Annotated in this window: 9 protein-coding genes; 8 read left to right on the plus strand and 1 reads right to left on the minus strand. The window is 63.1% G+C overall.

Going from position 1 to position 13343, the window contains the following annotated elements; translation table 11 throughout:
• The first annotated feature begins 20 nt into the window (after window positions 1-20).
• The 8 genes from H1204_RS37090 (at window position 21) to H1204_RS37125 (ending at window position 12009) form a co-directional block, all read left to right on the plus strand.
• Entirely contained in the window at window positions 21-3152 is a 3132-nt protein-coding gene (locus H1204_RS37090) for an efflux RND transporter permease subunit (RefSeq protein ID WP_180733671.1), read from the plus strand.
• Window positions 3153-3155: 3 nt separating this feature from the next.
• The gene (locus H1204_RS37095; RefSeq protein ID WP_180733672.1) at window positions 3156-6251 is read left to right on the plus strand and encodes an efflux RND transporter permease subunit; all 3096 of its coding nucleotides are present in this window, start codon (window positions 3156-3158) and stop codon (window positions 6249-6251) included.
• Complete coding sequence (locus tag H1204_RS37100) at window positions 6248-7747, plus strand: efflux transporter outer membrane subunit (protein ID WP_180733673.1); 1500 nt, start codon at window positions 6248-6250, stop codon at window positions 7745-7747. Before H1204_RS37095 ends, H1204_RS37100 begins: the two co-directional genes overlap by 4 nt.
• A 162-nt stretch (window positions 7748-7909) precedes the next feature.
• The gene (locus H1204_RS37105; RefSeq protein WP_180733674.1) at window positions 7910-8728 is read left to right on the plus strand and encodes an ABC transporter substrate-binding protein; all 819 of its coding nucleotides are present in this window, start codon (window positions 7910-7912) and stop codon (window positions 8726-8728) included.
• Window positions 8729-8735: 7 nt separating this feature from the next.
• Complete coding sequence (locus H1204_RS37110) at window positions 8736-9467, plus strand: amino acid ABC transporter permease (RefSeq protein WP_180733675.1); 732 nt, start codon at window positions 8736-8738, stop codon at window positions 9465-9467.
• Window positions 9464-10204: an amino acid ABC transporter permease gene (locus H1204_RS37115; protein ID WP_180733676.1), complete on the plus strand. Its 741-nt coding sequence runs from the start codon at window positions 9464-9466 to the stop codon at window positions 10202-10204. Before H1204_RS37110 ends, H1204_RS37115 begins: the two co-directional genes overlap by 4 nt.
• Window positions 10182-11459 (plus strand): sulfite dehydrogenase, encoded by a 1278-nt coding sequence (gene soxC / locus H1204_RS37120; protein WP_180733677.1) that lies wholly within the window; start codon window positions 10182-10184, stop codon window positions 11457-11459. Before H1204_RS37115 ends, soxC begins: the two co-directional genes overlap by 23 nt.
• Window positions 11452-12009 carry a cytochrome c gene (locus tag H1204_RS37125; protein ID WP_180733678.1) on the plus strand — a complete coding sequence of 186 codons (558 nt, stop codon included), beginning with the start codon at window positions 11452-11454 and terminating at the stop codon, window positions 12007-12009. Before soxC ends, H1204_RS37125 begins: the two co-directional genes overlap by 8 nt.
• Window positions 12010-12041: 32 nt before the next feature.
• Here H1204_RS37125 and H1204_RS37130 read toward each other — a convergent pair whose 3' ends face one another.
• Window positions 12042-13283 (minus strand): LLM class flavin-dependent oxidoreductase, encoded by a 1242-nt coding sequence (locus H1204_RS37130; protein WP_243468836.1) that lies wholly within the window; start codon window positions 13281-13283, stop codon window positions 12042-12044.
• Between the last annotated feature and the right edge of the window lie 60 nt (window positions 13284-13343).

Consider the following 13343-nt stretch of genomic DNA (forward strand, 5'->3'; position numbering starts at 1 on the left):
TTCCGAACCAATAGATACCGATGGATATTTCCCGCCCGTTCATCCGCCGTCCTGTCGCGACGGGTTTGATGACGCTTGCCCTGCTGCTGATCGGCCTGATCGCTTACCGGCTGATGCCGGTTTCGGCGTTGCCCGAAATCGACTATCCGACGATCCAGGTCTACACGCAGTATCCGGGTGCATCGCCCGATGTGATCAGCACTTCCGTCACCGCGCCGCTCGAAAAGCAGTTCGGGCAGATGGCGGGGCTCAAGCGCATGAATTCGACGAGTTCGCTCGGCGTGTCGCTCGTCACGCTGCAGTTCCAGACCTCGACCAATCTCGACGAAGCCGAGCAGGAAGTGCAGGCCGCGATCAACAGCGCGAACAGCACGCTGCCGACGAACCTGCCGTATCCGCCCGTCTACAGCAAGGTCAATCCCGCCGATACGGCCGTGCTCACGCTCGCCGTCACATCGGATGCGTTGCCGCTCACGCGTGTCGAAGACCTCACGGATACGCGCATCGCGCAGAAGCTCTCGCAGGTGTCGGGCGTCGGGCTCGTCACGCTGTCTGGCGGCGCGCGGCCAGCCGTGCGCGTGCAGACCGACACGCGCGCGCTGAACGCGATGGGCCTGTCGCTCGAAGACGTTCGCACGGCAGTTGGCGATGCGAACGTGAACAGCGCGAAAGGCACGATCGACGGTCCGTTGCAGGCGTTCACGATCGACGCAAACGATCAGCTCACGTCCGCCACCGATTATCAGGACCTCGTGCTCTCGTATCGCAACGGCGCGCCCGTGCGTCTTTCGGATGTCGCGAAGATTTCGGAGACGGCTGAAAATCCGCGCCAGGCGGCATGGAGCGGCGCGACGCCCGCGATCATCATCAATGTGCAGCGGCAGCCGGGCGCGAACGTGATCGAAGTCGTCGACCGGATCGAAGCGCTGTTGCCGCAACTGCGCGCGTCCTTGCCCGCGACCGTGAAGATCAGCGTGCTCAGTGACCGCACGCAGACCATCCGCGCTTCCGTGCACGACGTGAAGATGGAACTGGCCGCCGCGATCGCGCTCGTCGTGATGGTCGTGTTCGTGTTTCTGCGGCGGCTCGAATTCACGCTGATTCCCGCCGTGACCGTGCCGTTCGCGCTGGTCGGCACGGTGGCGGGTATCTACGCGCTCGGCTTCTCCGTCAACAACCTCACGTTGATGGCGTTGACGGTGGCAACCGGCTTCGTAGTCGACGACGCAATCGTGATGCTCGAAAACGTGATGCGTCACATTGAGAACGGCGAGACACCGTTGGACGCCGCGTTAAAGGGCGCGCGGCAGATCGGCTTCACGATTCTGTCGATTTCGGTGGCGCTCGTTGCCGTGCTGATTCCGCTGTTCTTCATGCCCGATGTGATCGGCCGGTTGTTCCGCGAGTTTGCGCTGACGCTGGCGATTGCGATCGTGATTTCCGCGTGGGTATCGCTGACGCTCACGCCGATGATGGCCGCCCGCATGCTGCGCGCCGATCACGCCGCGAGCGACAGCGATGCCGCCGCGAAGGACTGGCTCGCGCGTTTGAATCGCGGCTATCTGCGTGCGCTCGATTGGGCGTTTGTGCATCGCCTGACGGTGCTTGTGATCGTTGCCATCACCACGCTGCTGACAGTCGTGCTGTTCGTGTTGCTGCCGAAGGGCTTGTTTCCGGTGCAGGATACGGGCTTGATCGAAGGGATCTCGCTGGGTTCGCCGCGCGCGTCGTTCGAGCGGATGGCGGCATCGACGCGCACGCTGGCGGGCCGCGTCGCGAGCGATAGTGCGGTGGCCAATGTGTCGTCGTTCGTCGGCATCGACCAGAACAATCCGACGATCAACCAGGGCCGCATGCTCATCAGCCTGAAAGATGGCGATTCGAGCCGCTCCGTGATTCAACGGCTCACGCAAGACGCGGCGCAGCAGCGCGCTGACCTTAAGCTCTATCTGCATCCCGTGCAGGACTTGACGCTCGACGATCAGATCAACGCGAACAGCTATCGCGTCGGCGTGCAGGCGACTGACCGCGCCGAACTCAACGAATGGACCCAGCGCCTGCTCGCAGCGCTACGCGCCGACCCGATGTTCACCGACGTGCAAAGCCAGGCGCAACAGCAAGGCAACATGCTGAAGTTCGACTTCGACCGCGCGACGGCGTCGCGGCTCGGTCTCACCGCGCAGGACATCGACAACGCGTTGTACGACGCATTCGGCGATAGGCAGATTTCGACTATCTATACGCACGTGAACCAGTATCACGTGACGTTGGGCGCGGACGTGCGGCTGGTTGGCGAGTCGCCGCTGGCGTTGCTCGACGGGCTGTATGTGGGCACGACGAGCGCTTCATCGACTTCTTCGTCCACTGCGTCTTCGACCAGCACGTCGGCTTCACTCTCGCCGCTGTCGAGCATCGCGACCGCGACGGTCGGTGCCGCGCCGTTGACGATTCAGCGCCAGGCACAGTTTCCATACGCGGATGTGTCGTTCAATCTCGCGGATGGCGTGACGCTCGGCACGGCCATCGACCGTATCGAGGCGATCGAAGCGAAGCTGAACCCGCCCGCAAGCGTGCAGATGAACCTCGAAGGCGCGGCGCAGCTTTACAGCACGTCGCTCGGCAATGAGGCCTTGCTACTGGTCGGCGCGCTGATCGCCGTGTATATCCTGCTCGGCATCCTGTACGAAAGCCTCATCCATCCGCTGACGATTCTCTCGACGCTGCCTTCCGCCGCATGCGGCGCGCTCGCGGCGCTGTTGTTCTGCGGCGGCGAACTTGACATCATCGGCCTGATCGGCATCGTGCTGCTGGTCGGCATCGTGATGAAGAACGCGATCATGATGGTCGACTTCGCGCTCGAACAGGAGCGCACGCTCGGCCTCACCGCGCACGACGCGATGCGCCGTGCGTGCGAACTGCGCTTCCGGCCGATCCTGATGACGACCTGCGCATCATTGTTCGGCGCACTGCCGCTCGCGCTCGGCACGGGCATGGGCCACGAGTTGCGGCAACCGCTCGGCATCGCGATCATCGGCGGGCTAGTGGTGAGTCAGTTGCTCACGCTGTTCTCGACGCCCGTGATCTTCCTCGCGCTGCATCGTCTCGCGACACGCGCCGCGATCACGCCTTCCGGCGATACGAACGCGAGCTAAAGCATGAATCTGTCCGCTCCGTTCATTCGCCGTCCCGTCGGCACGATGCTGCTTGCGATTGGTCTCGCGCTGTTCGGCATCGTCGCGTTCCGGCTGCTGCCTGTCGCGGCGTTGCCGTCGGTGGATTTTCCCGTCGTGATGGTCAGCGCGACCCTTTCGGGCGCGAACCCCGACACGGTCGCCAAGACCGTGACGGCGCCGCTCGAACGCGCCTTCGGCTCAATTGCGGGCCTCACGCAGATGACGTCGCAAAGCTCGTCGGGTTCGTCGCAGATCGTGTTGCAGTTCGATCTGAACCGCGACATCGACGGCGCTGCGCGCGACGTGCAGGCGGCGATCAATGCCGCGCGCAGCAATCTGCCGACGACGCTCACGCAAACGCCGACCTATCGCAAGATGAATCCGGCTGCCGCGCCCGTGATGATCGTCGGGCTGACGTCGGATACGGTGGGCGTCGGGCAGATGTACGACTATGCTTCGTCGGTGCTGCAACAGAAGCTGCTGCAGGTGCAAGGTGTCGGCGATGTGACCGTGGGCGGCGGTGCGCTGCCGGCGGTGCGCGTCGAACTGAATCCCGATCAGTTGAGTCACTACGGCATCGCGCTCGACTCCGTTCGCACAGCGTTGGCGAACGCGAGCGTCGATCTGCCGAAGGGCGCCGTCAGCATGAACGGCGAGCACTATGTGCTGGGCGCGAACGATCAGTTGATGGAACCCGCCGACTACAAGCCGCTCGTGATCCGCACGCACGACGGCACGGTGGTGCACGTCACCGATGTCGCGCAAGTGGTGAAGTCGACGGAAGACCTGCGCAACTATGGTCTCGCGAACGGCAAGCCGGCGGTGCTGCTGATCGTGTCGAAGCAGCCGAACGCGAACGTGATCAAAACCGTCGACGCGATTCGCGCGACGCTGCCGCAACTCGCCGCGAGTTTGCCGTCGACGGTGAAGCTGAACGTCGTGCTGGATGGTACGCAGACGATTCGCTCATCGGTGTTCGACGTCGAAGTCTCGCTGCTGGCGGCTGTGTTGCTGGTGACGGCTGTTTCATACGCATTCTTCCGCGACTGGCGCAGCACGCTCATCCCGGCGATCACCGTGCCGCTCGCGCTGGCGGGTACGTTCACCGCGATGTACTTCCTCGGCTACAGCCTGAACAACCTGTCGCTGATGGCGCTGACGATCTCGACGGGCTTCGTAGTCGACGACGCGATCGTCGTCGTTGAAAACATCATGCGGCATCTGGATCAGGGCAAGTCGCCGCTTGCGGCTGCGCTCGACGGCACGCGCGAAGTCGGCTTCACGGTGCTGACGATCAGCGTGTCGCTGGTAGTCGTGTTTCTGCCGCTCATCATGATGAGCGGTCTGGTTGGGCGGCTGTTCCGCGAGTTCTCGGTGTCGCTGGCGATTGCGATCCTGATTTCGATGGTCATTTCGCTGACGCTCGCGCCGACGCTCGGGCGTCTGCTGTTGCGCCATGTGCCGCACAAGCAGAGCGAAAGCGCGTTGGGGCCGCGCGTCGAACGCGCTTATGGGCGAAGTCTGCGCTGGGCGCTGCGTCATCCAAAGACGATGCTCGCCGTCACTGTGTTCCTGCTGTTCGCCAACGTCGGCATGGTGGCCGTGATGCCGAAAGGCTTTTTTCCGACTGAAGACACGGGGCGGCTGATGGGCAACGTTCAGGCGTCGCAGAGCATTTCGTTCCAGGCGATGAAGCAGAAGTTCGATGAAATCAACAAGCGCATCCTGCAGAACCCGGATGTGCAATCGGTGTCGGGTTATGTGGGCGGACGCAATGCGGTGAGCAACAGCATGATGTTCATTACGCTCAAGCCGTTGTCCGAGCGCAAGCACAGCGCCGATCAGGTGATCGCCGATCTGAGCCATCGCACCGCCGACATTCCCGGCGTGCGCCTGTTGATGCAATCCGCGCAGGATCTGATGTTCGGCGCGCGGCAAAGCTCGGCGCAGTTCCAGTACACGGTGACGGCGGAGAACCAGGACGAACTGGATACGTGGATGCCGCGCATCGAAGCGAAGCTGCGCGCATTGCCTCAGTTGCGCGACGTGAACGCCGATGTACAAAGCGCGAGTCTTTCGATGATGTTGCAGGTGAATCGCGACGCGGCGGCGCGTCTCGGCGTGCCGTTCGAAGCAATCGATGATGCGCTGAACAACGCGTTCAGCCAGCGCCAGATTGCGACGGTTTATGGCCCGGCGAACCAGTATCACGTGGTGATGGAAGTCGCGCCGCAGTACTGGCAAGACCCTAAGACGCTGGACACGCTGTATGTACCCGCGACGAACGCGACCAGTACGACCACCGCCTCTTCATCAACGAACGCAACGCTCGTCCCACTATCCGCACTCGCGACGCGCACGCTGTCACACGCGCCCGTCACGATCGCGCACGACAACCAGTTTCCCGCTGTCACGCTGTCGTACAACCTGCGCGAAGGCGTGTCGATGAGCGATACGAATGCGGCCATCAAGGCGGCCGTCGCGTCGCTGAATCTGCCGAACACGATTTTGCCGGCGTTCGCGGGGCAAGGCGCGATGATGCAGCAGTCGGGCGGTAGCGAAGTGCTGTTGATCATCGGTGCGTTGATTGCCGTGTACATCGCGCTCGGCATTCTGTACGAGAACCTGATTCATCCACTGACGATACTCTCGACACTGCCTTCAGCGGGCCTCGGCGCGCTCATCGCGCTCTACGTATGCGGCTACGAACTGACGATCATCGCGCTGATCGGCATAGTGCTGTTGATCGGCATCGTGAAGAAGAACGCGATCATGATGGTCGATTTCGCGGTTACGTACGAGCGGGAACACGGCGCGAGCGCGGAAGACTCGATCTATCAGGCGTGCCTCACGCGCTTCCGGCCGATCATGATGACGACGCTCGCCGCGCTGTTCGGCGCGGTGCCGCTGATCGTCAGTTCGGGCTATGGGCACGAGTTTCGTCATCCGCTTGGCGTCGCGATTCTCGGCGGCCTGATGGTCAGCCAGTTGCTGACGCTCTTCACGACGCCCGTGATCTACCTCTGGCTCGACCGCTTCAACGGCCGCCGTGCCTCACGTAACGGAAACCCATCATGATGGACAAAGCAACGCGCACGATGCGGCGTGTGCATCGAACGATCGTGGCTGCCGCCATTGCAACGCTGTGCACTGGCTGCGCGATCGGCCCCGACTACAAGAAGCCCGACGTCGCCGTGCCTGCCACGTTCAAGGAAATGAACAGCCCCGACGCGAGTGGAATGTGGCAACAGGCGCAGCCAGATCCAGCGGCATCGCTGGATAGCCGCTGGTGGACGATGTTCGGCGATCCGACACTAAACGACCTGTGCGAGCGCGCATTGAAGGCGAACCAGACGCTCGCGCAGTACGACGCGGCGTATCGGTCAGCGCGCGCCCAGGTGGCGTCGGCACGCGCGAGCCTGTTTCCGACGGTGTCATTCGCAGGCTCGGGCACGCGTTCGGGCAGTGGCAGCACGACGCAGGTGTCGTCGAGCGGAACCGTCAGCAGCTATGCGTCGAAAAGCGTGTCGGCGCAACTGGAGGCTAGCTGGGAGCCGGACCTGTGGGGTAGCGTGCGTCGCTCCGTCGAAGCGAGCGAGGCGAGCGCGCAGGCATCGGACGCGCAACTGGCAGGCGAACGCCTGAGCGTGCTGGCGACACTGGCCGTCGACTATTTCACCGTGCGGGCCGCCGACGCTGATCTCGCGATCCTCGATGAAGAACGCCGGATCGACACCGAACTGCTCGCGCTGACGGAAGCGAAGTACGAGCACGGCGTGTCGTCGTATGACGATGTGCGCACTGCACACAACACGCTGCAAGCCATCGACGAAAGCATTGCGAGCGCGCAACTCACGCGCCGTCAGTACGAGCATGCGATTGCCGTGCTGATCGGGGAAGCGCCAGCCGCGTTCTCGTTGCCGGTGCAGGCGGACTATCGGTTCGAGTTGCCAGGGTTGCCCGTTTCGCTGCCGTCCGCACTGTTGCAGCGGCGGCCGGATGTCGTGCAAGCCGAACGCACGGTTGCGCAATACAACGCGAAGATCGGCGTCGCGAAGGCGGGCTATTTCCCGACCATCACGCTTTCCGCAGATGGCGGCTGGAGCGGGACTTCGCTCGCGCATCTCGTCTCGCTGCCGACGCGCTTCTGGTCGCTTGGATTCGACGTTGCGCAAACGGTGTTCGACGCGGGCGCGACGAGCGCGTCGGTGCGCGCTGCACGCGCCAACTACGATCAGGAAGTCGCCGCGTATCGGCAGACCGTGTTGAGCGCGTTCCAGGACGTCGAAGACTATTTGAGCGCGGTGCAGATCGCGACGCGCCAGGCGGCGGCATCGAATGACGTCGCGCAACGCAGCGGCGAACTCGCGGCCAGCCAGCAGCGCAATTTCGCGGCGGGGACGTCGAGCCGAATCGATGTCCTCGATACGCAATTGACGCAAGTACAGGACCGCAAGATCGCGCTCGATTACAGCAGCACCGCGCTACAGAACGCCGTCATGCTCGTGAAAGCCTTGGGCGGCGGATGGGACGGCAATGTAAAAACAGCGAAGGCGGCGGAAGCCTCTGAATAGTGAAGTGCGCCGGATACGGCGTATATGACGTGTACGGCTTTGCTCGTGACGATTTATTGGTTCGTCGTGCGCATGGGCGTTGCTAAAGTCGCGGTTCATCATCGATACAAGCGATGAGCCGTTGCACGCCGCTACACGCATAACTATCAGAAGGTCTTTACCATGAAAATCCGATTCGCTGGCGCTGTCATCATGGGGTTGATGCTCGCCGCTTCTAGCGCGGCGCATGCCGACCGTCTCGACGACATCAAGAAGGCGGGCGTGCTGCGCGTCGCGACCTTCGACAGCAATCCGCCGTTTGGCTTCGTCGACCCGAAAAACAATCAGATTGTCGGGCTCGATGTCGATTACGCGCGCGCCGTCGCGGACAGACTCGGCGTGAAGCTCGAAATCCAGCCGACCAATCCCGCCAACCGCATTGCGTTTCTGAAATCCGGCAAGGTCGATCTGGTGTTCGCAAACTTCACGATCACCGACGAGCGCAAGAAAGAAGTCGATTTCAGCACACCGTATTTTGCGTCGGGCACGCAGTTCATCGCGAAGAAGGGCGTGCTGAAAACGCCGCAGCAACTGAACAGCCTGCGCGTCGGCGCCGATAAAGGCACGACGAACGAGCAGCAGGTTCGCGCGCAATTTCCGGGCGCGACGATCGTCGCATACGACGACACGCCGTTCGCATTCGCTGCGCTGCGCACGGGCAACGTGCAGGCGATCACGCAGGACGGCCCGAAGCTCGTCGCGCTGCTGGCGAACGTGCCGGACAAGGCGAACTACGAAATCTCGCCGTTCACGATTTCCACCGACTACGAAGGCGTGGGCGTGCCGAAGGGCGAGACGCGTCTTCTGAACGTGGTCGATGACACGCTCAAGGGACTCGAAGCGAACGGCACGGCGAGCAAGATCTACGATCAGTGGTTCGGCCCGACGAGCCGCGCACCGTTGCCGCGTCTGTTCAAGATCGGCGATCCGCAGAAGAGCTGAAACACGTATGAACGGCTGGCTGGAACCGAAGTACGTCGGATGGCTCGCGCACGGCTTCGAGATGACCTTGCTGTTGTCGGCGTGCGTGATCGTGTCGGCGACGCTGTTGGGTTTCGCGCTCGCGATGGCGCGCAATGCGCGTAACGGCTTCGTTACGCGCATTGCTGCGCTGTATGTGCTCGTCTTTCGCAACTCGCCGTTGCTCGTGCAACTGCTGTTCTGGTACTTCGGCGCGGCGACGATGCTGCCGCCTGGCTGGATGGAGTGGCTCAACACGCCGCATACGCTTTCCTTGTGGACCTTTACGCTTTCATGGCCACCGTTCGAGTTCGTCGCGGGCTGGATCGGGTTGACGTGTTATGCGACGACATTCGTCGGTGAAGAGTTTCGCGCGGGAATGCGTGGCGTCAAGGACGGACAGTATCAGGCCGCCGCCGCGTTGGGACTCGCGCCGCTCGGCACGTTTCGCTACGTGATTCTGCCGCAGGCGATCCGCATTGCGACGCCGCCGCTTGCGGGGCAATACATGAACATCGTGAAGAACTCGTCGCTGACGATGGCGATCGGTCTCGCGGAACTGTCGTACACGTCGCGGCAAGTCGATACCGAAACGTTCAAGACATTCCAGGCATTCGGCGCCGCGACCGTTCTCTATATCGCGACCATTGCGGCGATCGAGGTCGGCTTGCTTCTCTGGAAGCGCCGCAGCGCGCACGCGTGGCAGCGAGGCACGGCATGAGCGCCGTTGATTGGTTGCCCACGTTGCGTTATCTGTTGCTCGGCACGTTTCCGAATGGCCCGCTCGGTGGGGCGGCGTTGACGCTGGTGATGTCGGTTGTGTCGGCGTTGCTTTCTGCCATGGTCGGACTGGCGGGCGGCATCGCACTTTCGATGACGCGCGGCGCGGTACATCTCGCGCTGACAGCAGTGGTGGGCTTTTTCCGCGCGATTCCCGTCCTGATGCTGATCTTCTGGACGTTCTTTCTGATGCCGATGCTGCTGCACATCGATGTGCCCGGCCTCGCGACGGTCGTATGCGCGCTGGCGCTGATCGGCGGCGCGTATCTGTCGCATTCGGTGCAGGCGGGCATTGTCGCCGTCCGCGCGGGGCAGGAGCAGGCGGCATTGTCGCTTGGCCTCACGCGCTGGCAGGCGCTGCGCTACGTGCTGTTGCCGCAGGCCGTGCGGATCATGACGCCGTCGTTCGTGAACCAGTGGGTGTCGCTGATCAAGGACACGTCGCTGGCGTATATCGTCGGCGTGCCTGAGTTTACGTTTCTCGCCAACCAGATCAACAACCGGCTGATGGTGTATCCCGTGCAGATATTTCTGTTCGTCGGGCTGGTTTATCTGCTGCTGTGTTCGGCGCTGCAATTTTGCGCGACGCGCCTGCTTGGTGGCAGACAGCGTCGCAGCAAGCCCGACGCACATACGCACGTTACCCGCTTCCCTCATGTCCAATCCGCCGATTCCTGAATCCAGGACTGCTCCCGCGTTGCCGCGTCGCCGGATGCTCGGCGGGCTGGCGCTGTCCGCGCTGGTCGCGCCCGGCGTGAAGGCGGCGACGCTGTTGCGCCCGCTGAACGTCGATCCGTGGACGCAAACGCCCGGCGCGCCGATCCTCGATCATCCGTACGGACAACCGTCGCCGCGCGAAGCGAACGTGGTGCGCCGCGCGGCGCGCGCATGGCCGATGCCGGGCGCGGCCTCGTCGCTCACGCCGCTCGCGGACCTGCACGGCACGATCACGCCGAACGGGCTCGTGTATGAGCGTCATCATTCTGGCGTGCCGGATATCGATCCCGACGTGCATCGCCTGGTCGTGCATGGCCTGGTGCGCGAGCCGAAGCTCTTCACGATGGATGATCTGCTGCGTCTGCCGTCCGAGTCGCGGATTCATTTCCTGGAATGCTCGGGCAACACGGGAAGCGAATGGAAAGGTCCGAGCGGCCTGCCAGTGCAGATCACGCACGGACTGCTGTCGTGTTGCGAATGGACGGGCGTGCGTCTTTCGACCTTGCTCGAAGCGACGGGCGGACTCGCGGCGGCGACGGACGGACGCACGCCGAAATGGCTGCTCGCCGAAGGCGCCGATGCCGCCGCGATGACGCGCAGCCTGCCGCTCGACCGCATTCTCGACCGCGCGCTCGTCGTCTATGCGCAAAACGGCGAGCGTCTGCGGCCCGAGAACGGTTATCCGCTGCGGCTTCTCGTGCCGGGCTTCGAAGGCAATACGAATGTGAAGTGGTTGCGGCGTCTGAAGGTCGTCGATGCGCCGCTGGAGACGCGCGAGGAAACATCGAAATATACGGGGCTGCTGCCGGATGGACGCGCGCGGCAGTTCGTGTTCGAGATGGATGCGAAGTCGGTGATCACGCGGCCTTCGTCGGGGCAACGGCTGACGGTGCACGGCTTTTATCCGATTGTCGGTCTCGCGTGGTCGGGGCGTGGCGCGATTCGCCGGGTCGAAGTATCGACGGATGGCGGCAAGACGTGGCAGGACGCGACGCTCGACGACACGCCGCGCGATCGCGCGTTGACGCGCTTTCAATCGGGCTGGGTGTGGAACGGTGAGCCAACGGCCATTCTGTCGCGCGCTACCGATTCGACGGGTTACGTGCAGCCGACGCGCGAAGCGCTCGTGCAGGCGCGCGGACTGAACTCGAATTATCACTACAACGGCATTCATCAGTGGCGCATCGGCGCCGATGGAAGCGTGAAAAATGCTTAAGTCAATCTTCCGGGCGTCTTTGCTGTGCGCGTCGCTGGGCGCGTGCTCGACGTCGTTGACCGCGTCGAATGCCGAACTGCGTAAATCAGTCGATGCAATCGGCACGCCCGTCAGCGATGCTGACATCGCCGCGTGGAATATCGACATCGCGCCCGATGGCCACGGTTTGCCCGCTGGCAGCGGCGACGTCGCGATGGGCGGCAAAATCTTCGCGGCCAAATGCGCCGCGTGCCACGGCGCGAAGGGAGAAGGGCTGATCGGCGATCAACTGATAGGCGGACGCGGCACGCTTGCCTCAGCCAACCCGAAGCGCACGGTAGGCAGCTACTGGCCGTATGCGACAACATTGTTCGACTACATCCGCCGCGCGATGCCGTACAACGCGCCGCAATCGCTCAGCGCCGATGAAGTCTATGCGCTGAGCGCGTGGATTCTGAACCAGAACGGCATCGTGCCCGACGATGCGCGTCTCGATGCGCATTCGCTGGCGTCGGTTCGCATGCCCAATCGCGATGGCTTTGTTTCTGATCCGCGACCGGGGCGTCTGTAGCCAACTCGCCCCGTCGCGCGTAGGACAACCGGTCAGGCAGTCTGCGCAACTCGCGCAGCTTGTGCCGATTGTGTCGAGAACGGGTTCTCCGGGCGCGGCAGTCCCAGATGATCGCGCAGCGTGCGGCCCGCGTATTCAGTCCGAAACAGTCCGCGCCGCTGCAACTCCGGCACGACCAGTTCGGCAAACTCGCTCAGCCCGCCAGGCAGCCACGGCGACATGATGTTGAAGCCATCGGCGCCTTCTTCTTCGAACCATTGCTGCAACTGGTCGGCGATGCTCTGCGGCGTGCCGATCACCTGCTGATGTCCGCGCGCGCCTGCGATGCGCAGATATAGCTGGCGTATCGTCAGATTGTCGCGGCGCGCGAGATCGAGCAGAAGGCGTTGCCGGCTCTTGCCGCCATTCGTTTCCGGCAATTCAGGCACAGGTCCGTCCACGTCGTACTTCGACAGATCGACGCCACCCGACATGTTCGACAGCAACTGCAAGCCGACAGTCGGATGAATCAGGTCCTGCAACGCGTCGAACTTGTCTTGCGCTTCCTGCTGCGTCCTGCCGATCACCGGAAAAATGCCGGGCATGATCTTCAGATGCTCGGGCCGGCGCCCATAGCGCGCAAGCCGGCCTTTCACGTCGCGATAGAAGTGCTTTGCTTCGTCGAGCGTCTGGTGCGCGACGAAGATCACTTCGGCCGTTTGCGCAGCGAGTTCCTTGCCTGCATCGGATGCGCCCGCCTGAATCACGACGGGCCGCCCTTGCGGCGAACGCGCGACGTTCAATGGCCCGCGCACCTTGAAATGCTTGCCGTGATAGTCGAGCACATGCACCTTGTCGGGATCGAAGTAGACGCCGCTTGCCTTGTCGCGCAGGAATGCGTCGTCGTCCCAGCTATCCCACAGCCCTGTCACCACGTCGTGGAATTCTTTCGCGCGCTCGTAGCGCAGCGCGTGATCGGGATGCTTGTCGAAGCCGAAGTTGTGCGCCTCCGTTTCCGTGCTCGACGTGACGAGATTCCAGCCGGAGCGGCCGCCGCTCAGGTGATCAAGCGACGCAAACTTGCGCGCGACGTTGTACGGCTCGTTGAACGTCGTGGAAACCGTGGCGACGAGACCGATATGCGAAGTCACGACGGACAGCGCGGACAGCAGCGTCAGCGGCTCGAAGTGATCGGCGCGCGCCGTGCGCGATAGCGAAGGCAAATGCGTGTCGCGCACGCTGACGCTGTCGGCGAAGAAGATCGCGTCGAATTTCGCGCTCGGCGATCTGCGCAAGTTGCGCGTAGTGCGCGAAGTCGAGGCCGCCTGTCGCGTGCGTGTCCGGGTGACGCCATG

The organism is Paraburkholderia sp. PGU19 (assembly GCF_013426915.1).
Lineage (GTDB): Bacteria > Pseudomonadota > Gammaproteobacteria > Burkholderiales > Burkholderiaceae > Paraburkholderia.

Excerpts from the sequence above, each read along its gene's own strand:
- H1204_RS37090 (WP_180733671.1), top strand. The coding sequence starts at position 21 with ATGGATATTTCCCGCCCGTTCATCCGCCGTCCTGTCGCGACGGGTTTG.
- H1204_RS37095 (WP_180733672.1), top strand. The coding sequence starts at position 3,156 with ATGAATCTGTCCGCTCCGTTCATTCGCCGTCCCGTCGGCACGATGCTG.
- H1204_RS37100 (WP_180733673.1), top strand. The coding sequence starts at position 6,248 with ATGATGGACAAAGCAACGCGCACGATGCGGCGTGTGCATCGAACGATC.
- H1204_RS37105 (WP_180733674.1), top strand. The coding sequence starts at position 7,910 with ATGAAAATCCGATTCGCTGGCGCTGTCATCATGGGGTTGATGCTCGCC.
- H1204_RS37110 (WP_180733675.1), top strand. The coding sequence starts at position 8,736 with ATGAACGGCTGGCTGGAACCGAAGTACGTCGGATGGCTCGCGCACGGC.
- H1204_RS37115 (WP_180733676.1), top strand. The coding sequence starts at position 9,464 with ATGAGCGCCGTTGATTGGTTGCCCACGTTGCGTTATCTGTTGCTCGGC.
- soxC (WP_180733677.1), top strand. The coding sequence starts at position 10,182 with ATGTCCAATCCGCCGATTCCTGAATCCAGGACTGCTCCCGCGTTGCCG.
- H1204_RS37125 (WP_180733678.1), top strand. The coding sequence starts at position 11,452 with ATGCTTAAGTCAATCTTCCGGGCGTCTTTGCTGTGCGCGTCGCTGGGC.